Consider the following 25782-nt stretch of genomic DNA (forward strand, 5'->3'; position numbering starts at 1 on the left):
GAGCCAGCTAGGGCGTTTGTTTTGACCTTTAATATTCCAAATATTCTCACACTGTTACGGCTCGTACTGATCCCGTTCTTTTTGGTGTTCTATTATCTTCCGTGGGAATACGCATACGTGACCGCAGCGGGTATCTTCATGCTGGCGGCGTTTACCGATGCACTGGATGGCTACCTGGCTCGCAAACTTAATCAAACCACTCCCTTTGGTGCCTTCCTCGACCCTGTGGTCGACAAGGTGATGGTGGCCAGCGCCCTGGTGGTGTTGGTGCAAAGCTACGAAAGCTCCATCTGGATGACCATTGCCGCGATTATCATGATTGGCCGCGAGATTGTCATCTCGGCGCTGCGGGAGTGGATGGCGGAGATGGGTAAGCGTAGCAGCGTGGCGGTGTCCTGGATTGGCAAATTTAAAACCGCCGCCCAGATGCTGGCCATTACCGGACTGATTGCCCAGATGAGTGAGGAGATGGTCAATGTCTCCATGGTGATGCTGTACGTGGCCACCGCACTGACCCTGTGGTCAATGCTGGTGTACCTGAAAGCGGCCTGGAAGGACCTCAGTGCTCACGGTTAAACCCCATTGGCCGTTTTGACAGCAGTTAACTCGTTTGTGGACAAATGGTTATTGACGGCGGTAAGGGTTTAAGTAGAATACACAGCGTCTTCGGGGACGAAGGCACAACAATGGCGCGTTGGCAGAGTGGCTATGCAGCGGATTGCAAATCCGTGGACCTCGGTTCGACTCCGGGACGCGCCTCCACTTTTAGGTATAAAGAGCAATTTACTCTCTTTAAAACCTTTGCCCTGGTGGTGAAATTGGTAGACACAAGGGATTTAAAATCCCTCGCTGGTAACAGCGTGCCGGTTCAAGTCCGGCCCGGGGCACCATCTTCTGACCCTTGTGGTTAGTACATTAAAGCTCAATCTCTTCAAGGGGTTGGGCTTTTTTGTTGCTCCAAATTCTCCCTCAATCATTCGAGCGCGCCGCGTCGACTTCCTTCGGCAACCGTGGCGGTCACTTATACTGGTAGCTAACCTTCAACACCGTCGTCGCTGTCACTCAATATTTATAATGCGAATCATTCGCATCGGTGGTATTTTTGAGTCAGTATCGATAACAGGAAACCGCCATTATGAATGCAGAGATTAGCCGCTGGATTGTCCGCGACCCGGACGCCAACACGCGACAGGAGTTGCAAGCCCTGGTGAAGGCTCAGGATACTGCGGCCCTCGAAAGCCGCTTCAAGGCCCGGCTGGCCTTTGGTACCGCCGGTCTACGTGGCGTGGTGGGCGCCGGCCCAAACCGGATGAATCGCTTGGTGATTCAGGAAACGGCGACCGGCTTGGGCCACTACCTGAAATCCCAGAACGCCCAGGCGGCCGAGCAGGGGGTGGTGATCGGCTACGACGGCCGTCCGGACTCGCGCCAGTTTGCCATGGACTCGGCTGCAGTACTCACGGCTCAGGGCATCAAGGTGTATCTGACGGTACGGGTGGCAGCCACCCCCTTGGTGGCTTACGGGGTCAACCATCTGGGAACTGCCGCCGCTATCGTGGTGACAGCCAGCCACAACCCCCCTCAATACAATGGCTTTAAGGTTTACTGGGGTAACGGTGCGCAAATCATCTCGCCTCATGACAGTGGCATCGCCGCCGAGATTGAGCGTGCCGCCCAGTCGGAACTGCAGCTGATGGATCTCGACGATGCCCAGCAACAAGGGCTGCTGGTGTGGCTGGATGACGGCTTCTATCAGTCCTACCGGGATACCATGAAAGCGAATCCTCTGCTGGGCAATCACACTCAGCCGGAGAGCATCAGTCTGGCTTATACCGCCATGCATGGCGTTGGCGCCGAGATGGCGGAAGCGCTGCTGGCCGATGCCGGATTTTCCTACGTCTACAGTGTGGCTGCGCAAAGGGAGCCGGACGGGCGCTTCCCGACGGTGAACTTTCCCAACCCGGAAGAGGCCGGTGCCATGGACCGGGTCATCGAGGAGGCTCGGGCTCACGGTGCCACACTGGCCTGTGCCAATGATCCCGATGCCGACCGCTTTGCGGTGGCGGTGCGTCGGCCTGATGGCGAGTACCAGATGCTAACCGGCGATCAGGTCGGGGTGCTGTTTGGTCATTACCTGTTGTCGCGGGCGCGGCCACAGCAGGACCTGGTGGGGACCACCATCGTGTCCTCCAGTCTGCTGCAGCGCATTGCCAAGGCGGCGGGAGCCCGCTACTACCAGACTCTGACTGGCTTTAAGTGGCTGACCAACATCGCCATGGAGCAGCAAAGTGACGATCATCAATTCTTGTTCGCCTATGAAGAGGCGCTGGGATACACCGTCGGCAGTGAGGTGTGGGACAAAGATGGCCTGTCGGCACTGGTGGCTTTCGCCCAGATGACCGCTGAACTGGCCACCAAGGGCAAGACCATCTGGGATCAACTGGAAGCCATCTATCGTCAACATGGTCTTTATCTGAATGCCCAGCGCAGCATCGCCCTGGACCCGGCAGCGCCGCCGGTTGGGGATAAGTTGCGCAGTGCACCGCCCACCGAGATTGCCGGCCTGTCGATTGCCTCTGTGGACGATTTAAAACACTCTCGGACCACTTATGCCGATGGTCGCACTGAAACCATCGATCTGCCGACCAGTGACGTCTTGATTTATCACCTGGATGGGGGCAACCGGGTGGTGGTTCGTCCCTCAGGCACCGAGCCCAAGCTGAAGTGTTATTACGAGGTGGTTGAGCCCTTTGCGAGTAACGAGTCATTGGCGTCGGTACAGCAGCGGGCGGAGGCGGCCATGGCATTGCTCATTGAGCAGCATCAAGCCCAGCTAGCAAGGTGATTTACATAGAACCACTCCAGTTTTGAAGCCCGGAAGAAAACACGGCTCAGGGATGAGCCGTTGCTCGGATTTTGAGTACCGGTTAATTGAATCGTGCCCCTCTTACCCGAGATTACATTTATCTAGGTTTGTACTGACACCGCTTACATCGGCTTACCCTGTTTTGCTGTCGAACTGTCACACTCGGGTTACCTTCGACAGAGAGAGTAATGCGATGAGATACGGACAGTTTTCACCTGCTATGTTGCTGGTTTCCCTGATGGCGTTATCGGGGTGCAACTCACACTCCTCCAGTGCGTCAGTAACACCGAAACCAAAGCCAAAACCAGACTCGGGACTGGAGGAAGCCACCACCAAGCTGGGCATCGAGGCGATTCCGCAAACGTTATCCGCTATCTACACCAGCCAACTGAAATTCAATCGCTATACCAAGGTGGTGGCGCCTAACGGTAAAGCGATCCACATCCTGGCCCAGGATCAGCTGTCGGACAATCAGATTGTTCGGGCGCGCGGCATTTTGGAGCACTACTTGCGTGATTATCCGGGCTCCGTCTTTGGCAGTGACAAAACGGCGGTGGCCAATAAGATGGCCGACAATCACGCCACGCTGTTGTTACTCAATGGCAGCGATGATGGCAGTAACCCGGCTGGGGAGTTGGAGGGACAACCACTTTATCAGAATGAAATCCAGGTAGAAGGCCATCCTTGGTACATCGAGCAAAACTACGACCATCGTGACGCCAGTTTTGAAGAGATATTGCACATGGTCCATGACACGGGAATCGGAGTGGACCAGGGCCAGGAGTTTGTGGGTGTGCTGCCTGAGTTTCAATCTGAAATCCGGCACGCTCAGGTCGCGGCTCTAAACGGGTCCTTGTGGGGCATAGGTGAAGAAAACAAGAGCTGGATTCAGGAGTTAACCGCCGAAAACAGCTTGTCGCAGGAGTACCTGGCGGCGGTGATCGATTCCTATTATGGCCTGTGGGGTGCCTGGACGCAGAGTCAGACTCATGGCATGTGGGGGCTTTACATTGCCAAGGCGCGGGATGAGATTCGCCAAGAGGATCCCGCGGGTTGGCAGTTGATGAGTCACAAGTTCTTTCACCCCTACCTGACTTATAACGCCAGAATTGATGACAGTTTCAACGGGGATTTTAGCCTGAAACTGAATCAGGGTTTGCCATATACGCATCACTCTCAGTACTTAAAGGACGTGACTCTGACTGGCGATAAAGCGGCCAATGTCATTGTAAATGGCTTTGATAACCACATTACCGGTAATAGGGCGAAGAACCGAGTGATTTTCAGCGGTCAATCTGCTCAATACACGGTGGAGACCCGATCCGACGGCTCGGTTGTTGTGTCTGATATGGTCGATGATCGAGACGGTGTCAATACACTGGTCGGTATCGAAACCCTGAGGTTCTCTGATACCGACATGTCGTTGTAAATTCGCAGTGAGGGTGGAATCGCCCTGGTGTTATTCAGACAGGGTTTTATGGTTCTCCGGTGGCGGTTTCCACCTCATTGTGGCTGGGTGTAGTAGGTTAGAGTATCCATAAGTTGCTCGGCGGTAGTCTGATAGCCGCCCAGTTGAGCCAGTTCGCGGTAGACCTGCATCGCTTCCGGCCATTGCTGAGACAGCCAGTGGCTTTGGGCGATGGCCAGCAGCGCCTGGGCCCGGTGTCTAAGTCGCTGTTGACGTTGCTGCTTAAGATTCTCTGGGTCATCGCCCTTCAGGGGAGCTTTGCCCACTTTGTGCCACTGCGCTCTGGCCTGTTCAGGCCGGTTGAGGGCGCTAAGCAGTTGGCCTTGGAGCAGCAGTAGCCGGTCTGCTTGCTGCGGTGGCAGCGATTGGCTGGCAGTCAGTCGTTCACTGGCTGCCAATGTGGTGGCGTAGTTTCCGGCCCAAAAGCCGTAATAGAGGCAATTGAGGCTAAGCGTCTGATCCGCCGAGGCGCTGCAGTCTGCGGCCAGGTCATAGGCGTCGAGTTGACCATAGAGTTGCAGTAAGGCTGTCGAGGGTGCGCTGTTCGGAGACAGCAGATCCGCCATCTGCAGAGCCGTCGCCGCCTGCAGAGGCCGTTGTTGCTGCAGCAAGCTCTGGGCCAGCAGTTGCCACGCTTGCACTTGCTCATTCGGACTCAGTGCCTCATTGACCAGCCAAAGGCGACAGTCTTGTTCCAGCCCAGGCCAGTCTTCAAGGGCCAGTAGGCTGTAGCTTCTAAGGGGCCGCCAGTGCGCCGGGATCGGGGTTCCTGAAACCGGAGTAAGCGCGTGCAGCGCGTCGGAATAGCGCCGCAGTTGATACAAGGCATAGCCATGCAGGTACTGCAGCGCAGGGGTAGGCTCAACGCGGCTTGAGGCCAGTAACTCGGCCACCTTGGCGTAGTCTTGCTGCTCCAGCCACAGTTGTGCCAGTGACTCCAGCATCAGCCCATCATCAGGATGCCGTTTCAGTCCCTGCTGCCAGCACTGGGCCGAGCGCTGGGCCTCGCCGGCTTCGTTGAAGGCGCGGCAACCGTAATGAAACAGCATCGCCGGCACCGATTCGGCTTCCAGCAGGGGCGCAATCAGCGCCGCGGCTTGTTGGCTGTGGTGTTGATCCAGCAACTTTGTGGCCCGCTTCAACACCAGGTATTGATGGCCGGACAACCCCTGAGGCGCCGCAGCGGCGCTCAGCGGCATAACCAGGGCGGCGACCAGAGACAGCCCTGAAATTACCGCAGCTGGCGATGTGGGTCGGCTACTTAATTTGAAAATTGATCGGAACATCCACGTACACCGAGACAGATTGGTTTTGAATTTGCGCCGGTTTGAATCGCCAGCGCCTGGCCGCGGCCAATGCGGCGTCGTCAAACAGCTGCTGTGGTTGAGCGTCTTGTACTCTGGCGTCGATCACCTCTCCGGTTTCACTGACCACCAACCTCAGCATCACCTTACCGGTCAGGCCTTGACTGCGGGCGGCGACAGGCATTTTAGGTGGAATGTAGTGCAGCAGTTTTGGCGGTGTATCCACCTCGCTGAGGCCGACCAGTCCTTGACTCAGGGCTGGCGCTGCTGGTGGCGATAAGGGCGGTGTCGTTATCGTCAATGGCGTCATGGCGATGCGCACGGTTGAGGGCGTGGAGGCCACCGGGGTCAGGCTCAGCGGCTGCGGCTTGTGGGCCTTGGCCAGGATTTTCTTCTGCACCGGCGTCTGCACCTTTTGCTGTTGAGGGGGCGGCAGGCGTAGGGGCTGGGCGGGCGGTGTCGCTGCCGGAATCACATTGTCCGGCAGGCGGTTAAGGTAACTGGGCAGCCAGATCACCAGCAGATAACTCAGCGGCAAAGCCAGCATCAGGCGAGCCAGGGCACCGGCGAGACGACGAATCACGGCCGGCCATCCATCGGCTCGGTCGCCACCGACGCACCAGACAACCCGGCCTGTTTGGCGATGTCCAGGGCTTTGATGGTGATGCCTGTTGGCGTGCGAGTGTCGGCCACGATCAGCAGCTGAGCATTTTCGGTTTGGGCAGCCACCTGCTGCAGGGTGGCAGGCAGATAGTAGATGTCCAGTGGCTGTTGTTGCCAAAACAGACGGCCGGCCGCATCGATGGTCAGGATCAGCGGTGTGCCGTGGCTGACCTCGGCGCTGTTGGCCTGGGGCCGCTGAATCTCCATCTTTTGCAGGCGCACAAAGCTGGTGGAGACGATAAAAAAGATCAGCAGAATGAACACCACATCCAGCATTGGGGTCATGTTCACTTCGGTGTCATTGTTCTGATTAAAGCGATCGCTCAGCATGTCGATGCTCCTGTTTGCTGCCGTTGCAGGCGTGCCAGTCGGCGGCGCCATAGGTAGGCCAGCAGCAGCCCTGGAACGCCCACCAGCAAGCCGGTTTGGGTGGTGATCATCGCCATGGCGATGCCATCGGACAGGGCCTTACCATCGTGAAGACCGGTATGGGACAGGGCATCGAACATGACGATCATGCCATTGACGGTGCCCAGAAGCCCAAGCAACGGCGCAGTGGTGGCCAGTAGGGTGATGGCCTGCAGTTGCCCCTGAGGCTGCCAGAATTGACGTTGTGACTCGAGCCGGTACAGACGTTGATCCAGCCAGGCTACGCCCGTGGTCGGCACACGGTGTTGGCAGTGAGCGCCGCTGCCCATCAGCAGGCCGGCGGCCAACCACAACATGGTCACACAACACAACAGCAGCGGCCACATGATGGGCCCCCCCTGACGCAGGTAATCCAGGATCTCTGTCACTGCCTCGGTCATGACGGCGTTCCTGTCGCCGCTGTCAGCGAGGAGCTGACGCCAGAGGCCGCGGTTTCTGCGCGCTGTGCCAGTAACCAGGCGCCGTGTTGCTCCATGTCCAGCGTCAGCCGCTGCGCCCGGCGCTTCAATGGGTGCAGCAGCAGCAGTAGTGGAATGGCGATCACCAGACCCACCTGAGTGGTGATCAGCGCCTTACTGATCCCCCCGGACAGCAGTTTCGGTTCGCTGTTGCCAAACTGGGTCAGGGTTTGGAAGGTTTCAATCATACCGCTGACGGTACCCAGCAGCCCCAGCATCGGGGCCAAGGCAGCCAGCAGAGCCACCAGTGCCAGTCCACGTTCAAATCGCCCCACCTGCTTCAGCATCCCCTGCTTCAGGGCGTAGTCCATGCCCTGCAGATCCTGATGGCTTGCCGCCTGGCGCAGCACCGCGGCCGCGGGTTGGCGACCGCTGATTGTTTGTTGAGGGGTGGGACTGTCAACGTTGGCTCCCAAGGGCTGCCAATAAAACAACCGCACCGCGCACACGACCAGGGTGATTAGGCCGGCTGCCGCAACCGCCAGCAGCGGCCACAGCAACTCACCCCCCTGGCGCAGGGTTTGTAACAGGCTTTGAGGCTCGGCCAGCAGTGGCAATAATGCCCCTTGACTGACGTCCAGCATCAGGGTCGGGCTGGTGCCGCTGAGCCACTGTTGCTGGGCGCTGGCAAGGTCGTCGCTGACACCGATAAATCGGTTATCCTGGCCGTCGACCAGACCCAGTTGCTGAGCCTGATCACCGATGGCCATGGCGCTGCCCAATATGGTCAGGGCGGTGGCAGCGGGCTTGCCGTTATCCTGGAGTACCGGCGCCTGAGCGTGGTTTATCTGGCCGGTGTAGCGCATGTCGGCCAGGGCAAATTGAATCAACTGCTCCAGCTCGGCGATGGCCGGGAAATGAGGCTGTGCCAACTGCTGCTGCAGCCACTGGGCGCGCTGGGGTGCCAGGTAGCGGGTAAGACTGCGCTGCCAGCGCTGGGTCATGGCCGACAGCATCTGCTGATAGCTGGTCTGAACCAGGCTGAGATCGGCTTGCGCGGCTTGTTTTTGTTGTTCTAACTCGCTTTTTTGCGCCTGAAGCGCAACAAGATCTGCCTTAAGTGCTGTCAGCTGAGCCTGGCGGGCGGCGAGGGTTGTTTTTAACTCGGCGGTGGTGGCTTTGGTGTGCCGCTGCTGCGACAGCTGCTGTTGTTGCCACTGGTCGTTGCGCTGTTGCATCTGTTGCGCTTTATCGGTGACCCGTGTCTGCAGTGACGGGGTGGATTTGGCGCCCTGAGCGTCGGCGGCCTCAGATGGCTGCGAGGCGGCGGGGGCGGTTGCCATGGCGGTACTCAGCAATAATACCAGCAAGGGAAAAGGTCGAATCATCACGAGCGGCCTCCTGGCAGTGGCAACGGCAACAGTTCGGCTCGCTGTTGGTTCTGGCTGATGGCAATGGCGCTGCGAATCGCTTGGCGATAACGGTCATCCAAAGGCTGCCATTGTGCGCGGGCGGGGTCGAAGTAGGCGTTGAGGGTGCCATCCGCAGTTTGTGCCAGCCACAGCAATCGACCTAAGCGGAAGCTCTGAACCTGGCGGCTTTGGCCGTCAATGACGATGCGCTGTTGTGCCACCACGGTGCCATAGCCTTGCTCCACTTCAATCTGAATGACCTCCATCAGATGACGGAAACGCTCCGCCTGGCTGACATCGGCGTTATCCAGGCTCTGGCGAAACAGCGCCAGTCGTCGTTGCCGCTCTTCGGTAAGAAACGGCAGGTCGTCGTGAATCTGCTGTTCCAGCCGGGCGTACCATACCTCCAGGCTGGGTTCCAGTTGTCTGGCGATGGCGGCGATGTTGGCCAGGTCGTCATTGAGGGCGTCGATCTGCCGTTGTTGCTGGGCGATCTGCCGCTGCAGCTTTTCAATTTGGAATTCAGTCCAGTAGATCTGTGCCAATGCTTCCTGCTGCTCGCTGTATTGGGCGGCCTGCTCCTGTTGCCATAGGCGGGCTTTTTTCCCCAGTGTGCTGGCGCGCTCAATGGGGGCGGTGAGCGGTTGAGTGAGATCATTCACACTCAGGCTGGTGGAGGCGCAAAACAGTAGGGTCATTAACATCTGACTTGCTCCGATGATGAGGAAAACAGGATTCGGTGAACGATTTGGCCAATGAGGGCCGCCAGTAGCGCCAGATAGCAGCCGATAAACCAGCCGCTGAGGGGGTTATTGGTCAACGTCAGTTTGACGCTGAGGGCGCTGTCCGCTGCGGCATAGGGCACAAAAAAGTCGGTGACGGTGAGTCGGCGGTGACCGAAGACCAAGGGGCTGAGGAAGCCGGCCCGGCCTTGAAGGCGCTGGCCACTTTGGTCGTGGCTGACCGTGAAGGTGGCCCAGTTTCGGGCGGGATCAAATTGGTCGAGGCTGCGGCGAGTGATGCGACCGGCGCGGCTGTGGCCGTCCTGATCTTGACGAATCAGGCTGACATTATCGCGGTAGTCGATGCGATCCAGGGTAACGGTGTACCCTTCGAACTGCGCCGATTCGCCGGTGGCCAGATTCAGGTGCTGTGGCTGGTGGGCCCACAGGATGTCCAGACCATGGCAGGCAAAGATCAACAGGGTCAGCAGATGAATCGGCAGCAGTAAAAAATGGCGGTGACGCAGCTTACGCCGTTTCCATAGCGGCCACAGGCTGTGGTAGCTGCAGACGAGGGTACTCAGCCCTAACAGGGCGAAGATCACCACCAGGCTGACGAGCCAGGCCAATAGCGCGAGGTTGTGCTGCAGTATGCTCTGCCACTGGGACAGCGGCAGTTGATTCAGTTGTTTTAGTGGCCAGCGGTAGCCCCAGAGCTCGGCCAGAGCCATCCCTAAGGCAAACCATAATGCAGCCAAGGTCAGTAGCACGCACCCCAGGCGCATGGATCGAAACAATCGGATCATAACAGCCGATACCCCAGTTGCAGCAGGGCAATGAAGCTCAGTAGCAGCGCCTTGGCCATCTGCTGTCGGCGGCTGCCCTTGAACCAGCGATTTGGAAAATGAAACACCAGCACCAGCAGCAAGTACAGCAGCGCCGAGAAGAAGAAGTGGCTGCTCCAGCTCCAGCTGTGTCCCCAGCCCTGCATCGCCCAGTAGCTGCCGGCGATCTCGCCGGCCAGAAACAGGGTGCCGGCGCTCAGTGCCAACAGGTGGCTGCAGTGTGCCAGTTTGGCGTCGCTTCGGCTTGGCAATAGCCCATAGCCAATCGCAGCGGCTATGACGCAACCCAGAGACAATGGTCGCGACAGGAAAAACAGTTGCGCCCACAGGTAGTCACTCATGGCACTGGTATGAGTCGGGGCCGAGAAACCGCAGGCCAACAGCAGCACTAACACACCAAGGGTGGCGCTAATCAGGCGATAAGTACGCAGCAGGTCTGGACGTGCCAACGGCCTCATCGCGATGCCGCTGAGCAGAGCGGCGCTGATCAGCAGCAGTGCCAGGGTGCTGGAATAGGGAAACTGGGGGCTGCTGAGGAACAGATGCACGAGTCCGCCGACAGCGAACACTCCAGTCATCGCGTTGGCACACCAGGGCCAATTCAGTTGCAGGGGCTGAGGGCGCGACCGGTTCAGTGGCGGCTTAAGGTTGCTGGTCATTGGTGGCAAAACGCCTCGATAGTGGCGTAGGCGTCGGCAGCGTCGCTCTCGACCACCTGCGGGCTGCCCAGCTGCCAGTAGTCGATGGCCTGCTGAATCAGGGATGGCCGCACCACCCAGATGTGTTTGCGTTTTGGGTCGGACAACAGCGCCGCGATCGCCTTGGCAAAGCCGCCATTTTTTAGCTCCATCGGGCCAATTTCATCCACCAGCCAGATCCCTTGCTGGGTTGAAGTGCGGGGCGTCAGGGCGTCCAAGCCCAACTTGAGGCCGGCCTCGGAAAAGGTAAATCGAGTATTGGTGGCCGGATCGAACTGCTGCTGCCGCTGACCGAAACGGGTGCGGGCCCGGGTTCGAACGTCGACGATGTCGCTGCTGACGCGCAGGCCATCGCGCATCTCACCTGGACAGAGGATGCCGTTGAGATCCAGAGTGCCATTGGCGTTGTCTGCCACCAGGCGTTGTAGCAGGGTGGTTTTGCCGCTTCCGGATTCGCCGGTGACGATCAGCAGTTGTGGGGACTCGGTGGAGATCAGATGTTGGGGCATAAACACCTCTTGGTGGGCAATGGCCGCAGAGGCCGTGGTCAGGCCGTACAGCCGGCTTAAGTTGTAGGGCGTCATCACTTCGGTGGTGGTGCCAAAGGCGAGGGGATGACCGTGGTCCAGCATCAGCACCCGGTCGGCAAACAGTTGCGCCAGGTTAGGATCGTGCAAAATGGCCACCACGCAGGTGCGTTTCTGTTTGCAGGCCTGCTTCACCAGATGCAGCATGCGATAGCGATTGCGGTAATCCAGGTGGTTGGTGGGTTCGTCCAGCAGCAGCAGTTGCTGGCTCTGCACCAATGCCCGTGCCAGCAACAACAGCTGACGCTCTCCGCCGCTGAGCTGATTGTATTGGCGGTCGGCCAGGTGCTCGATCCCAAGCTCGACCATGACTGCTAGCGCCTGTTGACGGTGACTGCGGTTTGGGCTGGCAAAGGCGCCCAGATAGGGGGTAACCCCCATCAGCACCATGTCCAGGCCGCTGAACGCGAAGGCGGTGTCTTGCTGTTGTGGCACCAAGGCCACGGTGCGGGCCAGTTGTCTTGGACTGAGGGATGCCAGCGGCTGCTTGTCGATGCTGATGCCGCCCCGCTCGATGGCACGTTGGCCCAGCAGGCAGTCAAACAGTGTCGATTTACCGACACCGTTGGCGCCGAGAATGGCGACGAATTCGCCGGGGACGGCGGAAAAGTTAATGTTATTAAGCAGTAATTTACCACCCAGGTGGCAATGAAGGCCCTGAACGTTAAGCATGGTGCCCCCGATGCCAGGAGGAACGGTACAGCAGGTAGGCAAACAGGGGAGCGCCGATGACCGAGGTGACAATGCCCACCGGCAACTCCATGCTGAAGCTGCTGCGGGCGATGGCGTCGGCGATCACCATGAAGCAGGCTCCGGTGACGGTGCTCAGGGGCAGCAATTTCAGGTGGTCGGCGCCGGTCAGGGTGCGCACCATGTGGGGGACCACCAGGCCTATCCAGGCCACCTGGCCCACGACGCTGACGCAGGCGGCGACCACAAACGAGCTGATGACGGTCAGAACCAGCCGCAGTCGCTCAGGGGATAACCCCAGGCTTCGACTGTGTTTGTCTCCCAAACACAGCACGTTCAGTTGATACCTCAGCAGGTGGGCAATGCCGTAGCCGACCAACAGCGCTGGCAGCAGCTTGGCGACGCTGGCCCAACTGCTGGTGGACAGCGAGCCCATCAGCCAGAAAATGATGGCCGGTAGCTGACCATAAGGGTCGGCCAGTATCTTGACGATCATCAGTGCGGCACTAAACAGGGAACCGACAATGATGCCGGTCATAATCATGATCAGCAGGCTGTTGTTGCCCACTTTCCTGGCCATGGTAATGGCGACGCCCGCGGCCGCCAGGCCGAAGCCAAAGGCCAGAATCTGTACCGCAATCCAGCTGCTGTAAGGCAGCAGCAGTCCCAGCGCGGCGCCAAACATGCAGCCGGAGGTGACGCCCAGAATGTCGGGTGATACCAGCGGGTTGCGGAATACACCCTGGTAGAGGGTGCCGGCCATGGCCAGTCCTGCGCCCACCAGCAGTGCCATCAGCAACCGCGGCAGTCGTACCAGCAAAATCACCTGCTGCTCGGGGCTGAGATCGTCAGGCAGAGGCTGGGTGCTGATCAGGCACCAAAGTACCTCAGGCAGGCGCACCAGGGTGGACAACGAGTCGGTCGCACTCATGCCAAAACGGCCGCACAACAGTGCCGTCAGGGTGATCAGCAGGGTGACCAGCATCAAGCGGGAGACTGGGGTGGCTTTCAGTTGCATGGGGCTGCCTGAGCGGCGGCGGGCAGAGGTGACAGGCAGGCCTTTCCCAGCAGTTGTTGGTAAAAACGACCAATCCTGGCGTTAACGTCGACATCCCGAAACTTCTTCGGGTGAACCTGGCTGGCCAGGTAATAGGCACCGGCCGCCGCCACCGGCGATGGCATGTGCCACAAGGCCGCAGAGGGCAGGGTGACCCTGGGCAGTGCCGCCAACGAGGCCAGCTCGGTGCTGTCGAGTTGATCGGCCAGGCGGCCGCTTTTCCCTTGTTCGAGCACCAGAAACTGCGGTTGCCAGCGAACCAGCTGTTCCAGGTTAATCTTGGGATAAAATCCGGGCACATCGGCGGCGACGTTGCGTATGCCGGCCAGTTGCAGCAGCTCATGCTGATACATGTGGGCGTTGACGCTGCGGTAGAGATCGCCACCATTGCCGTAATAGCCGGCGACCGGAGCGGTGCCTTCTAGGCGGCGGGTTAGATCGTCGATCAGTTGCCGAGTCAACGCTTTATAGCGCCGGGCCTGGGATTGATGGCCGGTGGCTTTGGCAATCAGATCCATCGCTTGTTGTACCTGATCCAACGATTCGGCGCGGATCAGCAGCGCCGGGATGCCCAGTTGCTGAAGCTGTCCCGCCAGGCGGGCACCATCTTTCTTGTCGTTGATCAGCACCAGGTCTGGCTTGAGACTGATGATGGTTTCCAGGTTGATGCCGGCGGAGCGGCTGCCGACCTGGACCGGGCTGCGGCCGTCCAGCAGGCCTTTCACCAGTGATTGGCGAGTGTCGTGATTGGAGATTCCCACCAACTGATCCTCAAGGCCGAGGCTCAGGGTGAATAGAGTGGCGGGCATGTAGGTGGTGACCAGGCGCTGGGCAGGCGCAGACAGGGCGACGTGGCGCCCGGTCATGTCGGTGAGCTGGAGTGGCTTTGCCACCCCAGCCCAGACCCAACTCCACAGGCTTAGCCCGAGTAGGAGGTGTTTAACCATGAGTCAGATCAGAACCGATAGGTGAGGCCCACTTCAAAGTTGCGGCCTTCGGTGGGTTGGCCATCACCTTCGTAGTAGTTCTCATCCAGCAGGTTGTTAACGTTAAAGTAGGCGGTCAGCTGTTGGTTGTAGAAGTCTTTCCGTGCGCCGATATCCACCGTCAGCACGTCTTTTCCCCACTGAGTGTCGTCGCCGTCCCACTGAATCATGAACTTGTCTTTGTAGTTCAGGCGCAGGTTGGCGCTGACGCCGGTGATGGCCTCGTCCCAGATCAGGATGGCGGTCACTTCGTTGCGGGGCAGATCGCGCAGATACTCGGTTTCGGCATCGGCGGACTTGTCGCGGGCGTGGGTGTAGGTGTGATCCAGGCTGTAACGCAGGGAATCGGTCAGATCACCGGCCAGAGTCAGTTCGCTGCCGTAGTACTCGGCGGTGCCGATGTTTACCGGGGTGGCGATGTTGCAGTAGCCGTCATCCGGGTCGCGGTCGATGCACTGTTCGCCGATGCGATCGTCGACATCGTGATAGAAGCCGCTGATGCTCAGTTGATCAAGCCAGCCGGTGCCCAGATCCATCTCCCAGCCGGCGGCGTAGCTCAGGCTGCGCTCGGGATCCAGCTTGTACAGTTTGCCGTCGTCGGCCTTCATGTCCTGGAAGGTCGCAAAACGGGTCTTTTTGGCCACCGAGGCAAACACCCGGCTGCCGTTGCTCATGGCGTAGCTCAGACCCAGCATCGGATCGATGGTATCGGACTCATCGGCGCCGCTGCCGGCCAGGCTGTTGCCAGCCGACTCGCCCTGGAAGTCGATGACGGTTTGCTGGTGCCAGGCGACGCCGGCGACCACGGTGAGTTGGCCAAAGCGCAGGGTGTCTTCCATGGCCAGGCTGTACGTCTCCAACTCCGAGCGTTCGGTGGGATCGGACAGATCCGGGTCGATGGCGTGATCCACCCATTGCTTGTGAATGTCAGACTTGTAGTTCACCGACAGGCTGAGGCTGTGCCAGTCGGCCAGGGCGATGTCACCGTAGAGGGCGCCGCCAATGGTGTAATCGTCGTAGGAGCTGTCACCCATCTTCTGCTTTTGCTCAGGGGTGGCGTAGAAGCTCAGGGTGTCGGTGTGGGTGTGGTAGTAGGCCATGGCCCGCAAGGTCACCTGGTCATTGAGGATGTGACTGGCGTTGAGGTCGATGCCTTGATCCTGGTACTCGGAGATGTCCGAGAAGGTGGAGTAGGTGGCAAACACCTTGTTGTAGCTGTCGTGGTACGGCAGGCCGCGTTCGGTATCGAAGTGATAGACGCTGGCGTACACCTCGGTGGTGTCGTTGCTGTAGCCGGCGCGCAGACGGGCGTTGATGCTCTCAAGATCGGAGTTGACCCGTTTGCCGCCATCCTCCACCTGCATGAATTTCGGTAGATCGCCCCAGCGATCTTTGATGTAAGACTCAATTGGCTCATAGTCGTCTGACAGGCGGTAGGCGTCGCGGCCGGTATGTTCAATGGTGCCGAACAGGGTAAAGCCGTTGTGGCCGTAGCTGAGCTGAGCGGATTGATGGTTCTGGCCGTACTCGCCGACGTTGGCGTCGAGCTTGCCGGAGAAGCCCTCGCTGCCCTGGTGGGTAATGATGTTGACCACACCGCCCATGCCGTTAGGGCCATACAGAACCGAGGAGGCGCCCTTGGAGACTTCCACCTTGGCGATGATGCTGGCGGGGATCTGGCTCAGATCCAGCTGGCCATACTTGGTTTCGTAGTAGGGGACACCATCGAGCAGAATCAGGATTTTGTCCTGTTCAAAGCCCTGCATGGTCAGGAATTTCTCGCCCTTGTTGGATTGAGCGACGTGGACACCGGGGACATACTCCAGGGCGTCGGCGGCGGTTTTGGCGCCCACCAGTTCGATGGTTTCGGCCGTCAGCACGTTGTGAATGGCGATATCGCGCACCCCGGTGGTTTCTGCAACCACGATTTCACCTAGGGAAAACACCTCTTTGTCGTCGGCCATGGCCGCTGGGGTGGACAGGGTGGCAGCGATCATCATTGCCACAGGGGTAAGACGCAAACCGTTCACTTTGCTCTCCTAAAAAACGCGTTATTTGGGGGCTGAATAGGCAGCCTTCTGATTAGGCTGGAAAGGGTATCAGAGGAAGTTCACTGAAATTTATCAAGAATTGTCAATTCAGGGAGGAGATCACGGTCAAAATACCCCATTCGCACTTAACGGAGAAAAAATGACTCTAACTTTGGACACTTTGTCATTTTTGGACAATGTGTCCATTTGCGGCTTGAGGCGACGGAAAGCCGACGTGGTTGTTCAGCCAATAACCGGGGTGGCAGAGTCGGGTGCCAGGTGAGCAGGATGTGGTTGATTTGCCATCGAACTGAATCCCGTTTGCCGCCAGTGACTGATTTTGTGGCCCTGACCGCCGTTTCAGGCTGTATTTTTGTGTAGATTAGAATAATGACATTTGAATCAATTGTTTGACTGTGGTGTTATGATCCACTTAACAATGGCCAGTGACGGGCATGAGGTCAGCCTCACGCTCGGGCCCAGTCAGACTCAGGACAGTGAAAGGAACACGTGCACGTGGTTGAAGACGCACAGGGAACAGCAAGTCAGTTACCGTTTATTATTGGTGTCAGCGGCCACAGGAAATTAGACCCCAACTCGACCCAGGTGTTACGTCAGCGAGTGAGAGAGGCGTTGGTATTCTGGCGTCAGCAACTGACCGATACGCCCATCTGGTTGTTGTCCGGCATGGCCGTCGGTGCCGACACCCTGGTGGTGGAAGTGGCCCGGGAACTGCGTGCCGAATGGGGCCCGGACAGCCTTAAAATCATCGCCTGCCTGCCCATGGATGAGGCTTCCTACCTGCAAGATTTTGAAGGCCTGCAGTTTGCCCCCAATGCGGTGACCGAGTTCCATGCCCACCTGGCCCAGCTTCGCCATGACGACGATGAGATCATCGAGGTGCAAAGTGTGCTCGAGCCGCAGCAACTGGCCACGGCGCTGGCGGACACCGAGTATGGCGAGGCCCGCAATCACCTGTACCTGAATCAAAGCGTGTTTGTGGCCAAGTACGCCCAGGTGCTGCTGTCCTTATGGGATGGCGCTCCGTCCCGGGGCAGTGGCGGGACCGCAGATGCGGTGGCCTATAAGTTAGGACTGCCGCTTCAATGGCCGCTTGGCATCGCCAACCCGGCACTGGCGCCGGTGTCCGACTTCGATGGCCAGCAGGGCGGCGTGGTTCACCACGTTCCGGCGGTTCGTCCCGGCCAAACCCTGGCTCCATCCACCCTGGAGTATGCGTCGCTGCCGATGACCGGGCTCAGCGGAGACTTGCCCGAGGGCAGTGGCCTGTACGTGTGCCATAACCACGGCGATGACAGCGATATCGCTCCCAGTGGCTTTCTGGCGCAGGAGTTTCGCCTGATGCTCAAGGAGCTGCGCTTCTACAACCAGCACGCTTCCGGCATTGAGGACGATGCGGCCACCGCTTGGCCGGCGCCGGGGCTGCAGGAATCACAGCGGATCTTCCTTAAAGCCGATGCCATGGCGCTGAATCAGCAGACCCGCTACCGACGCCTGACTCAGCTGTTCTTCCTGTTTGCGCTGATCGCCCTGGGCCTGTACGAAGTGGTGTCCAACTTCCTGGAGCTGTCCACCGGATCCTGGCTGATTGCCGCCATGTTTGCTGCCATGCTTGGGTGTTACGGCATCATTCGATATGCCGGCAAACGAGAATTAAAGTGGCAATACCAACTGGCCAGGGGCGTCGCCGAAGGCATGCGCATCCGTGGCTTTTTGAACTTGTCGGCCATCGCGCCATCACCGACGCCATTGATTCCGCGCCGGTTTCGTCAGCATCTGCCACTGATCGAACACGCCATCTCGGTGGCGGAACTGGACTGGTGGCGGGCGCCGCTGCCGGAAAACCCGCAGCTGATCCGCACCAGCTGGCTCGATGATCAACGCAACTTTCTTAATACCCGCCTGCGCCTGAAAGAGCCACGGCGCCTGCGCCTGTCCGAGCGTTTCTATAAACGTCCCGCCTGGGCCGCCAGCGTGTGTGAACGCTGGGCCAGTGAGCTGTTCAATGCGGCGGTGATTTTCGGTATCGCCTTGCTGGGGGTGTTGCTGTTGCAGTACGGGTTTAACATCGACCTGTTTGTCGGCAGCAAAGACACCCTGATGTACTTTGCCCAGTATGCTCTGATGGCCGCCGGTGCCATCGCCTTGTGGGGCGAGTTGGCGGGCTACGATACCACCGCTCGCGGTTACCGCTCCTTAGAACAGCTGTACCGCCGTGCCCAGCACTTGCTGGACGGTGAACTGAATCAATCCAAACAGGCAATGCTGATTGAACTGGCCAAAGAGGCGATGTTCGAACACGTGACCTGGACCAATTCCGAATCAGACAACGATCTGAAACAGAAGCAATAATTAATCTTTAACGGATGATAATGATGAGTAAGCAGATTCGCTTCGAAACCCTGACTGAAAAGCAGTTGGCCTCGCCGACGCTGCAGAACACCCGTCTTGACGGCCGCATCCGCATCGAATGGGGACGGGATGACAGTTACACCATTATCTGTGATGACGAAGACAGCCGTAAGAGCTTTAACCGTCACAGTGACACCGTCATCGGAGTGCTGCCCCTGAAGTGGTCGAAGCAGGTATTTCTGACCATTGGCCTGGATCACGTGATTCAGTTGTCGGCATTCAGTGGACGAAACCTGCATTCATTGAACGAGCACAGCGATCGCATCTTCGGTGTCATCGAGATTGCCAAAGACCGCTTGCTCAGTGCCAGCCTTGATGGCACGGTGCGAATCTGGAATCTGCGCAGTGGCTCTCTGGTGTGCACCATTGACGCCAAGATTACCTCGTTGTCTGCGATACAGATGTTTGCCAACTCCGATCACCTGGCCATCAGTGACGGCAATGGCGTATCGATCTGGAGCTTTACCGGCAAAAAGATTGCAGTAATGCAGGGGCTGAAGTCCCGCATCATCGGCGTCAGCACCCTGCAAAACGGCAGCTGGATGGTGCAGAGTGAAAAGCAGCACCCAAGCATCTGGTCCGCCACCGGTAAGTTCCTGCATCGGTTTAAGTTCGATTTCGATTTTGCCGACGACATGCACGAAGTGGACAGCGAGCGCCTGTTGATTCGTCGCCCCGGTAAGTCACTGGGGTTGTGGCATGTGGAAGGGGAGCTCATCAGCGAGCACCTGCCCAATGACGACATCAACGCGGCATTCGATAACCTGAAGCAGGGCCACCTGACTCGGGATCGATACATCGAACAGAAGCCCGAGGTCATCGATTTCCCCCACGTGCGCAACCCGCTGGGCAACAGCGACAGTGTGTTTACCGCGCGTGCCGAGCTGGAGAAGCAGAAGCTGGATCTGGATGCCAGTCCCGAACGGCGCATGTTCTGGGACTTCTTTAACCGGCCGCTGTTCACGCCGATTCGTACCGCACTGAAGCAGCCGATCAAACAGGCTCGCGAACAGCTCGAAGTGCTGGCCGGGGTGCGTGAGGCGTCTGAGCAAGAGCAGCAGCTTCGACAGAAAAAACGCAAAGGCGCCGCCATCTGGTCCTGGTTGTTCCTGGTGCTGACCATGGTGGCGGCGGGGATTGGTTACCTGTTCTTCCTCGATAACGCTCTGGTGATGGATCTGGTTCGTCAGCAGCAACCTGAGCTGCTGGACAGGTTGGGCCGTAACGCCCATCTGACGCTGGCTGTGGCTGCGGCCGGTATTGGCGGAGCCTGTTTACTGCTGAGCCTGATGATGCTGATTCGTAACCGCGGTCACCGCGGCCATCAGTTGCAGCAGGAAGCCAACCTGCAAGTGGTGGACTGCCTTGCGCCCCAGTTTGATGGTTTGATCGGCTCCATCAAGGAGTACCGTCAGGGACTGTTGAATAACATTCCCGTGGTTAAAGACCTGGCGGCGTTGTCGCCCAAAGGCGTACTGGAAACCATGGATCGTCACATCAACGACACCATCGAAACCATGGCGCTGGAAGAGTGTGGATTGGAACGTGAAGACATCGTCTACACCAATAACGAAGCCATCGTGCTGTCAGACTGGGCCCTGATTCAGGATCTGGATAAGCGGGCTCAGGTGAAATCCAAGTTGAATTATGGCAATGAGCGGTCGTTCTGGTCTTCTGGCAGTGATGGGATTCTGTTTGCGGTTCAGTACATTCAGTACATCTTCCTGACCGAAGACAAGGTGGATGTATTTACCACCTACTACGACTTCATTTCCGGTAAGTGCATCGGTAAAGAAGCCAACGCCTTCTACTACAAAGACGTGACCAACATCGCCAAGCGCAACGTCGAGCGCGGTGGCCAGTCGACGGTGAATGAAAAAGAGATCTCAGTCACCGAGATTGCCCTGTATGTCGCCAGTGGCGAGCGTATTCGCCTGACCATCCTGAACGAAGACAGTGTCTCTGCCATTGCCGCTTCGGCCAAAGATAACGAGAACATCACCATGGTGGATCGCATCGAGAAGCTGGAGCAGGAGCGTCAGAACATCCTCGACGATCAGACCATGTCTGAAACTGAGCGTCAGGAAGAGCTGGACATGAATGCCGCCGAGATGGCCGACCTCAAGACTCAGAACGTGGCGCAGAACGTGCAGAAGACCGCCTCGAAAGCGGATGAAACCGTAAAGAACATTCGTGCCCAACTGCGAGACCATAAGCAATCCGGTAAGCATGACGAGGCCAACATCAATGCACCTATTTCTTAGTTACTCCAGCGCCGACTACGACATCGCGGCGCCGATTCAGCAAGCTTTGGTGCACCTGGGTCATACGGTCTGGTTTGCACCACAGCGAATTGGCGCCGGCCAATGCTTCGCGGCGGAGATCAGCGATGCGATGAAGTCGGCGGAAGCGTTGCTGTTACTGGCCAGCGAGCATTCGGTGGGCAATGCCACTCGCCCGGGATCCAACGAGGTGAAAACCGAGATCAAAATGGCTCGGGAGAAGGGGATCGCCGTGATCCCCCTCAAGGTGGATGCCAGCCTGGACAGTGGCGGCGCCACCGGGTTCGATTATCTGCTGAAAAACTTCCAGTGGGTCGATATCGAAGCCATGTTGCTCAGCCGTCGCTTCGATGTGATTGCCCAGCGGATTGACGGTGAGATTCAAGGCGGGCTTAAGCCGGACTTCAGCGGGTTTTCCGCCCAGCTGGAGGAGGTGGAAACCCTGCTGAAAGCCAAGCGTTGCAACGATGCCCGCCAGGTGCTCAATGCCCTCAGGTTGCCAGCCGAATTCAACGATGAACTGGCGCTGCTGAAGATCATTGCCTTTTTGCAGGGGCAAACGTCGATTCGTCGCCTCAGCAAGCGGGATGCCGATGCCTGTGTGCAGCGGCTTGCTGACATCAGCCAGGGCGCGGTGGCCGCACCGGCGCTGTACCTGCAGGCGATCCTCAGTGAGAATTTCTACCTGGCCAACAGCATCGCCGATGGCACCGCCGGGTTCATGGCGTTAAAGCTGCAAGCTCAGCCTCACGGCAGGTTGAAGGCCAAGTACATCAAGATGACCGATGGCTTCCCTGCCGATGGCATGGGGTTTGTCAGTCGCTGGCGTTAGTGTCAGTATTGCCAACAAGGCCACCGCGAACCCGGTGGCCTTTTTTTAGCTTTCACTCAAATTGGAGGAGGGGAGATGACCACAAGGTTAGTCTGGCTGGCGGCAATGAGCGCCGTGTGGAGTGGTGCACCGGCGGCGCAGGGCAACGACTCGCAGCAATTTTTCGATGCCTTGTCAGCCCACTGTGGCAAGGCCTATGGCGGTCGGCTTATCTCCAGTGATGCGGCCGATCGTTCTATGGTCGGTGTCGAGATGGTGATGCATGTGCGTGATTGCTCGGACAGCGAGATTCGGATTCCTTTCTTTGTCGGCGACGACCGTTCCCGCACCTGGGTGATCACCAAAACCGACGATGGACTGCAGCTAAAGCACCAGCATCGCCATGCCGATGGCAGTGATGATGCGGTGACCTGGTATGGCGGCCATAGCGACCCGAATAGGCATACCGACTCGGCGTCTGTGCAGTCGTTCCCGGTGGATGGTTACTCCATCGAGATGTTTAAGCGTACAGGCCTTGATGTTTCGGTGACCAACGTCTGGCAACTGAAGTTGAGTGACGACCGGTTTAACTACATCATGAGTCGTGCGGGACGCCATTTTGAGGTCAGTTTTTCCCTGACCCAGCCGATTCCGGCACCGGGGCAGGCCTGGTAGAGGAGCGCTGTGCTTATATGGCTGCAAAACACCCCAAAATCAATTAATTAATCGACACTCAGTTGCTTAAGGGGTTGCGGTGGAGTGCCAGCCGGGTACAATGGCAAGCGTTCAGTAACACACCGAATCTGGCGCGTTGGCAGAGTGGCTATGCAGCGGATTGCAAATCCGTGGACCTCGGTTCGACTCCGGGACGCGCCTCCATATTTTACGAAAAACGGCAACCTTAATCGGGTTGCCGTTTTTCGTTGTGGATTGGCATTAAGCTGCAAGTCTGAATGTTGAAGCAGGGTAGCAATCCGTGGACCCTAATTCATGGCTCTGCCCGACTCCGGGATGCGCCTCCATATTTAACAAGGAACGGCAACTCTAAAAGGGTTGCCGTTTTTCGTTGTGGATTGGCATTAAGCCCTAAGCCTGAATTTTGAAGCAGGGCGGCAATCCGTGGATCCCAATCCATGGCTCTGCCCGACTCCGGGACGCGCCTCCATATTTAACAAGGAACGGCAACTCTAAAAGGGTTGCCGTTTTTCGTTGTGGATTGGCATTAAGCCCGAAGCCCGAAGTCTGAATTTTGAAGCAGGGTAGCAATCCGTGGACCCCAATTCATGGCTCTGCTCGACTCCGGGACGCGCCTCCATATTTAACAAGGAACGGCAACTCTAAAAGGGTTGCCGTTTTTCGTATGAGCAGCCAAAACTCTGTATATTCAGCTTCCCACAACACTCAAAAAAAACTCCGTCGCCCTTGCGAACGCGAGGGCCCAGCGTCTTTTATCGGAACCTTCCGAAGACAGCCATCAGAAGAACCTTCCGAAGACAGCCATCAGAAGAACCTTCCGAAGACAGCCATCAGAAGATTGTGGACTTCGTTTCGATTCCGCAACCTTTCGAAGACACCCATCATTGCGAACATGATAGAGGACGATACGCCGCTCACTACGAACGCGAGGGTCCGTGTTTTCGGTTTTAGTGTTGCATTCTAAGTGGCTGCGGGTCACTCTGCTTCAGGTGATATCGGTTTCCCAGAATCCGCTGAAAAAGAGAGCAATGAAGCAATCCATCGTCCATTGACTATGACGACACTCTGGATTTATGTGTCGGCAAGCTTAAGTTTGATCTGATTGAGGACAGCTACCAGCTCGAGCAGTTGGCATTGGTTGGCAATCAGATCGGCGGTAGGGTGTTTCTGTTTCTCAGTACCGACGATTTCTGGCGGGATTATCATCGCATGCTGGAACTTGGCAGTCATTTCGTGCGTCCGCCGCAGGAGCAGGACTATGGCACTGTGGCGGTTTTTGAAGATTTGTACGGCAACTTGTGGGACCTGTTGCAATTTAATGACGGCCACCCTATGGCTATGCGCGCCGCCTTAACCCGTGAGGGCTAAGCAAGGTCGAATTCTGACTCAAGCCGGAAACAAACGAGAGGCCGTATCGATGACACCATTTACTATCAGCCGGCTCCACACTGCGTCAGGGATCTTTCGCCTGTCCGGGCAGTATGAGCCGCACCGCGACCGCTGGCGGTTTGAGTACCACCATGTGGCGATAATGGGCACCGATGGCTGGGTGAGGTTAGTGCTGGATCATCCCGGCACTCGCAGCAGCCTAGCGGCAATAGAGACGGCACTGCAGACCCATCTAGCGTCATCACGATAAAGACTAAGGACAATGTAAATGAAAGGACTCGTTGGTTCCATGCTGTTGCTGCTAGTAACTTTTCTCTCCCCTCTGGCAGCAGCGGAGCCGGTGTTGACGGCAGCACCCATCGACACTTCTCCTCCGTTGATGGTGGTGTTGGTTCGTCACGCCGAAAAACAGAAATCCGGATCAGATCCGGCGTTGACTCAGCAGGGCGAAGCCAGAGCACAGGCTCTGGCTAAGTTGCTGCAGAGCGCGCAGCTTGATGTCGTTCACAGCACTGACTTTGCTCGAACTCGAGCCACCGCGGCTCCCACCGCTGCAGCGTTAAACGTCCCGGTTAGCCTGTACGATCCCCGTCAGCTCGAGGCGTTTGCCAATCAATTGAAGCGCCGAGGTGGCCGTCACCTGGTGGTAGGGCACAGCAACACCACGCCAGCCCTGGTCGGCTTGTTGGGCGGCGAAGCCGGCGATGGCATCGACGACGCCAGCGAATTTGATCGACTCTATATTCTAACCCGCAACGCCGACGGCCAAACCTCCACCGTCCGCCTCCACTACGGCCTTTAATTTAGACACCCATCCCAAGGCCTTTTAATCAGACAGCCAGGTTACATTCAATGGCAGTCATTACCCTGAAATTCTGATCGCTTGGGTTCGGGATAGAGGGTGTGGACAAGGGAGGCCAGTGAGGGAGGAGATTGGAGCATTTTCTGCTCTTAGGCCAGTTATTCGGGCAGCATCACTTACCCAACAAAAACGGCTGGTTAGCAGTTAGCAAACGAGGGCGATGGTTAGGCGCCGAGCAGTCGTTTAGCGTTGCCAGAGCCTCGAATTCGATGCATGCCATTGGTTTGTCGGCAGTGTTGCAGGCTGTGCAGTCGGCCAGCCAGATGGCAAAACTGGTACTCAAAGCCTTGGGTAAGCTCCATCCAGTTGTCCAAATCGATGCCGAGGCGTTGCAGTAGTGTGTCGCTGGAAGCCGGAATGGCAGCGGCTTTGTCTGCTCTGATAGCCCGGCCGGTAAATTCCACCAATTCGAGGTAATCGTTAAGGTGACAGGGCAGGGTGTGAAGCCCCACCTCTTTGGCATCAAAGGGTTTTAGTCGCTGTGGTTGTGTGCCTTGTAGAGCTGCGCGAATGCGCATCTGAATGCTGGTGAAATCGGATTGCTCAGGGGTTTTGGCCATGCCTGAGCGAATGGGATTAAGGTCGACGTAGGCCATGCAGGCCATCAGCGCCTGTTCATCGAGCAAGGCTTGAGACTTAAATCGCCCCTCCCAGAACCGGCCGGTGCACTGGTCCTCTTTGTTGGCTTCCCGAGCAATGTACTCGTTGAGAGAGCGCATGTACCAGCTCAAATCGGCCAGTCGATTGCGGTAGAGTTTTGTTTTATTTTCAATCTGCTGTAGCTCAATTTTGGTTAGGTTTTCCCGTTGGTCATCGTCGCAATAGCGCCGGGTGAGTTCGGTTCCTCCGAATAGGCAGTGCCAACGAGTGAGCACCTCCAGAGTGCTCCAATCACTGGCTTTTTGCGCATCGACATGGAGCACCACATGGGTGTGGTTGGTCATTACGGCGAAGGCACAGATATCAATGGCAAACGCCTGACTTAATTCGAGTAACCGTTTTTCGACCCAGTGGCGTCGGTGCTCATAGCTGATGCCGGTGTAGACATCGGTGCCGCAAAGGAAGCTGCGGCGAACGCAACGACTGACGCAGTGGTAGTAAGGGGTATCTTGCAGCGATACTAGCTGCTTTCTGGCGGTAGGCATAGTCTCATC

At 57.7% G+C, this 25782-nt stretch carries 22 protein-coding genes and 3 tRNA genes; 12 read left to right on the forward strand and 13 right to left on the reverse strand.

The features are described 5' to 3' along the window. Positions 1-21: 21 nt before the first annotated feature. The 5 genes from pgsA to J8Z22_RS10395 all read left to right on the forward strand — a co-directional run bounded on the left by pgsA (position 22) and on the right by J8Z22_RS10395 (position 4295). Positions 22-576, forward strand: coding sequence for a CDP-diacylglycerol--glycerol-3-phosphate 3-phosphatidyltransferase (pgsA, locus tag J8Z22_RS10375; protein WP_252010299.1), 555 nt, complete (start codon positions 22-24; stop codon positions 574-576). A gap of 112 nt (positions 577-688) precedes the next feature. Next, positions 689-762: transfer RNA gene (locus tag J8Z22_RS10380), tRNA-Cys, on the forward strand. A 41-nt stretch (positions 763-803) separates the two neighbouring features. Next, positions 804-890 (forward strand) — tRNA-Leu (locus J8Z22_RS10385). A 245-nt stretch (positions 891-1135) separates the two neighbouring features. Next, positions 1136-2845 (forward strand): phospho-sugar mutase, encoded by a 1710-nt coding sequence (locus J8Z22_RS10390; RefSeq protein ID WP_252010300.1) that lies wholly within the window; start codon positions 1136-1138, stop codon positions 2843-2845. Positions 2846-3059: 214 nt separating this feature from the next. Next, positions 3060-4295 (forward strand): hypothetical protein, encoded by a 1236-nt coding sequence (locus J8Z22_RS10395; RefSeq protein WP_252010301.1) that lies wholly within the window; start codon positions 3060-3062, stop codon positions 4293-4295. A 74-nt stretch (positions 4296-4369) separates the two neighbouring features. Here J8Z22_RS10395 and J8Z22_RS10400 read toward each other — a convergent pair whose 3' ends face one another. The 12 genes from J8Z22_RS10400 to J8Z22_RS10455 all read right to left on the reverse strand — a co-directional run bounded on the left by J8Z22_RS10400 (position 4370) and on the right by J8Z22_RS10455 (position 16155). Then, positions 4370-5620 (reverse strand): tetratricopeptide repeat protein, encoded by a 1251-nt coding sequence (locus J8Z22_RS10400; RefSeq protein ID WP_252010302.1) that lies wholly within the window; start codon positions 5618-5620, stop codon positions 4370-4372. After that, positions 5592-6221 carry an energy transducer TonB gene (locus J8Z22_RS10405; RefSeq protein ID WP_252010303.1) on the reverse strand — a complete coding sequence of 210 codons (630 nt, stop codon included), beginning with the start codon at positions 6219-6221 and terminating at the stop codon, positions 5592-5594. Before J8Z22_RS10405 ends, J8Z22_RS10400 begins: the two co-directional genes overlap by 29 nt. Beyond that, the gene (locus J8Z22_RS10410; protein WP_252010304.1) at positions 6218-6631 is read right to left on the reverse strand and encodes a biopolymer transporter ExbD; all 414 of its coding nucleotides are present in this window, start codon (positions 6629-6631) and stop codon (positions 6218-6220) included. Before J8Z22_RS10410 ends, J8Z22_RS10405 begins: the two co-directional genes overlap by 4 nt. Beyond that, entirely contained in the window at positions 6625-7110 is a 486-nt protein-coding gene (locus J8Z22_RS10415) for a MotA/TolQ/ExbB proton channel family protein (protein ID WP_252010305.1), read from the reverse strand. Before J8Z22_RS10415 ends, J8Z22_RS10410 begins: the two co-directional genes overlap by 7 nt. Further along, complete coding sequence (locus J8Z22_RS10420) at positions 7107-8516, reverse strand: MotA/TolQ/ExbB proton channel family protein (RefSeq protein WP_252010471.1); 1410 nt, start codon at positions 8514-8516, stop codon at positions 7107-7109. Before J8Z22_RS10420 ends, J8Z22_RS10415 begins: the two co-directional genes overlap by 4 nt. Next, entirely contained in the window at positions 8516-9244 is a 729-nt protein-coding gene (locus J8Z22_RS10425) for a DUF3450 domain-containing protein (RefSeq protein WP_252010306.1), read from the reverse strand. The genes J8Z22_RS10420 and J8Z22_RS10425 overlap by 1 nt, the downstream gene beginning before the upstream one ends. Beyond that, positions 9238-10068, reverse strand: coding sequence for a hypothetical protein (locus J8Z22_RS10430; protein ID WP_252010307.1), 831 nt, complete (start codon positions 10066-10068; stop codon positions 9238-9240). The genes J8Z22_RS10425 and J8Z22_RS10430 overlap by 7 nt, the downstream gene beginning before the upstream one ends. Further along, complete coding sequence (locus J8Z22_RS10435; protein ID WP_252010308.1) at positions 10065-10766, reverse strand: hypothetical protein; 702 nt, start codon at positions 10764-10766, stop codon at positions 10065-10067. The genes J8Z22_RS10430 and J8Z22_RS10435 overlap by 4 nt, the downstream gene beginning before the upstream one ends. Further along, positions 10763-12064, reverse strand: a complete 1302-nt coding sequence (locus J8Z22_RS10440; RefSeq protein WP_252010309.1) for an ATP-binding cassette domain-containing protein — start codon at positions 12062-12064, stop codon at positions 10763-10765. Before J8Z22_RS10440 ends, J8Z22_RS10435 begins: the two co-directional genes overlap by 4 nt. After that, complete coding sequence (locus J8Z22_RS10445; protein WP_252010310.1) at positions 12057-13100, reverse strand: iron ABC transporter permease; 1044 nt, start codon at positions 13098-13100, stop codon at positions 12057-12059. The genes J8Z22_RS10440 and J8Z22_RS10445 overlap by 8 nt, the downstream gene beginning before the upstream one ends. After that, on the reverse strand, positions 13091-14032 hold the full coding sequence (locus J8Z22_RS10450) for an ABC transporter substrate-binding protein (protein WP_252010311.1): 942 nt from the start codon (positions 14030-14032) through the stop codon (positions 13091-13093). Before J8Z22_RS10450 ends, J8Z22_RS10445 begins: the two co-directional genes overlap by 10 nt. 62 nt (positions 14033-14094) lie before the next feature. Continuing rightward, positions 14095-16155: a TonB-dependent siderophore receptor gene (locus J8Z22_RS10455; RefSeq protein ID WP_252010312.1), complete on the reverse strand. Its 2061-nt coding sequence runs from the start codon at positions 16153-16155 to the stop codon at positions 14095-14097. A 516-nt stretch (positions 16156-16671) separates the two neighbouring features. Between J8Z22_RS10455 and J8Z22_RS10460 the strand changes: the two genes are divergently transcribed. The 7 genes from J8Z22_RS10460 to J8Z22_RS10490 all read left to right on the forward strand — a co-directional run bounded on the left by J8Z22_RS10460 (position 16672) and on the right by J8Z22_RS10490 (position 24568). After that, on the forward strand, positions 16672-18528 hold the full coding sequence (locus tag J8Z22_RS10460; protein WP_252010313.1) for a hypothetical protein: 1857 nt from the start codon (positions 16672-16674) through the stop codon (positions 18526-18528). 20 nt (positions 18529-18548) lie between these two features. Then, entirely contained in the window at positions 18549-20852 is a 2304-nt protein-coding gene (locus J8Z22_RS10465; protein WP_252010314.1) for a WD40 repeat domain-containing protein, read from the forward strand. Beyond that, positions 20836-21702: a toll/interleukin-1 receptor domain-containing protein gene (locus J8Z22_RS10470; protein WP_028112528.1), complete on the forward strand. Its 867-nt coding sequence runs from the start codon at positions 20836-20838 to the stop codon at positions 21700-21702. The genes J8Z22_RS10465 and J8Z22_RS10470 overlap by 17 nt, the downstream gene beginning before the upstream one ends. 75 nt (positions 21703-21777) lie before the next feature. After that, on the forward strand, positions 21778-22356 hold the full coding sequence (locus J8Z22_RS10475) for a hypothetical protein (RefSeq protein WP_252010315.1): 579 nt from the start codon (positions 21778-21780) through the stop codon (positions 22354-22356). A gap of 130 nt (positions 22357-22486) precedes the next feature. Next, positions 22487-22560, forward strand: a tRNA-Cys gene (locus J8Z22_RS10480). An 864-nt stretch (positions 22561-23424) separates the two neighbouring features. Next, the gene (locus tag J8Z22_RS10485; RefSeq protein WP_371878132.1) at positions 23425-23745 is read left to right on the forward strand and encodes a VOC family protein; all 321 of its coding nucleotides are present in this window, start codon (positions 23425-23427) and stop codon (positions 23743-23745) included. A 289-nt stretch (positions 23746-24034) separates the two neighbouring features. Continuing rightward, positions 24035-24568: a histidine phosphatase family protein gene (locus tag J8Z22_RS10490; protein WP_252010316.1), complete on the forward strand. Its 534-nt coding sequence runs from the start codon at positions 24035-24037 to the stop codon at positions 24566-24568. A gap of 224 nt (positions 24569-24792) precedes the next feature. Here J8Z22_RS10490 and J8Z22_RS10495 read toward each other — a convergent pair whose 3' ends face one another. Then, the gene (locus J8Z22_RS10495) at positions 24793-25773 is read right to left on the reverse strand and encodes a transposase (protein ID WP_252010317.1); all 981 of its coding nucleotides are present in this window, start codon (positions 25771-25773) and stop codon (positions 24793-24795) included. Positions 25774-25782 lie beyond the last annotated feature (9 nt).

This window comes from Ferrimonas sp. SCSIO 43195 (assembly GCF_023716685.1).
In the GTDB taxonomy this organism is placed as follows: domain Bacteria; phylum Pseudomonadota; class Gammaproteobacteria; order Enterobacterales; family Shewanellaceae; genus Ferrimonas; species Ferrimonas kyonanensis.

Bases quoted from the DNA above. Each gene is read 5' to 3' on its own strand.
- J8Z22_RS10390 (WP_252010300.1), top strand. From the start codon at position 1,136: ATGAATGCAGAGATTAGCCGCTGGATTGTCCGCGACCCGGACGCCAAC.
- J8Z22_RS10395 (WP_252010301.1), top strand. From the start codon at position 3,060: ATGAGATACGGACAGTTTTCACCTGCTATGTTGCTGGTTTCCCTGATG.
- J8Z22_RS10400 (WP_252010302.1), bottom strand. From the start codon at position 5,620: ATGTTCCGATCAATTTTCAAATTAAGTAGCCGACCCACATCGCCAGCT.
- J8Z22_RS10410 (WP_252010304.1), bottom strand. From the start codon at position 6,631: ATGCTGAGCGATCGCTTTAATCAGAACAATGACACCGAAGTGAACATG.
- J8Z22_RS10415 (WP_252010305.1), bottom strand. From the start codon at position 7,110: ATGACCGAGGCAGTGACAGAGATCCTGGATTACCTGCGTCAGGGGGGG.
- J8Z22_RS10420 (WP_252010471.1), bottom strand. From the start codon at position 8,516: ATGATTCGACCTTTTCCCTTGCTGGTATTATTGCTGAGTACCGCCATG.
- J8Z22_RS10425 (WP_252010306.1), bottom strand. From the start codon at position 9,244: ATGTTAATGACCCTACTGTTTTGCGCCTCCACCAGCCTGAGTGTGAAT.
- J8Z22_RS10430 (WP_252010307.1), bottom strand. From the start codon at position 10,068: ATGATCCGATTGTTTCGATCCATGCGCCTGGGGTGCGTGCTACTGACC.
- J8Z22_RS10435 (WP_252010308.1), bottom strand. From the start codon at position 10,766: ATGACCAGCAACCTTAAGCCGCCACTGAACCGGTCGCGCCCTCAGCCC.
- J8Z22_RS10440 (WP_252010309.1), bottom strand. From the start codon at position 12,064: ATGCTTAACGTTCAGGGCCTTCATTGCCACCTGGGTGGTAAATTACTG.
- J8Z22_RS10445 (WP_252010310.1), bottom strand. From the start codon at position 13,100: ATGCAACTGAAAGCCACCCCAGTCTCCCGCTTGATGCTGGTCACCCTG.
- J8Z22_RS10465 (WP_252010314.1), top strand. From the start codon at position 18,549: ATGATGAGTAAGCAGATTCGCTTCGAAACCCTGACTGAAAAGCAGTTG.
- J8Z22_RS10470 (WP_028112528.1), top strand. From the start codon at position 20,836: ATGCACCTATTTCTTAGTTACTCCAGCGCCGACTACGACATCGCGGCG.
- J8Z22_RS10475 (WP_252010315.1), top strand. From the start codon at position 21,778: ATGACCACAAGGTTAGTCTGGCTGGCGGCAATGAGCGCCGTGTGGAGT.
- J8Z22_RS10490 (WP_252010316.1), top strand. From the start codon at position 24,035: ATGAAAGGACTCGTTGGTTCCATGCTGTTGCTGCTAGTAACTTTTCTC.
- J8Z22_RS10495 (WP_252010317.1), bottom strand. From the start codon at position 25,773: ATGCCTACCGCCAGAAAGCAGCTAGTATCGCTGCAAGATACCCCTTAC.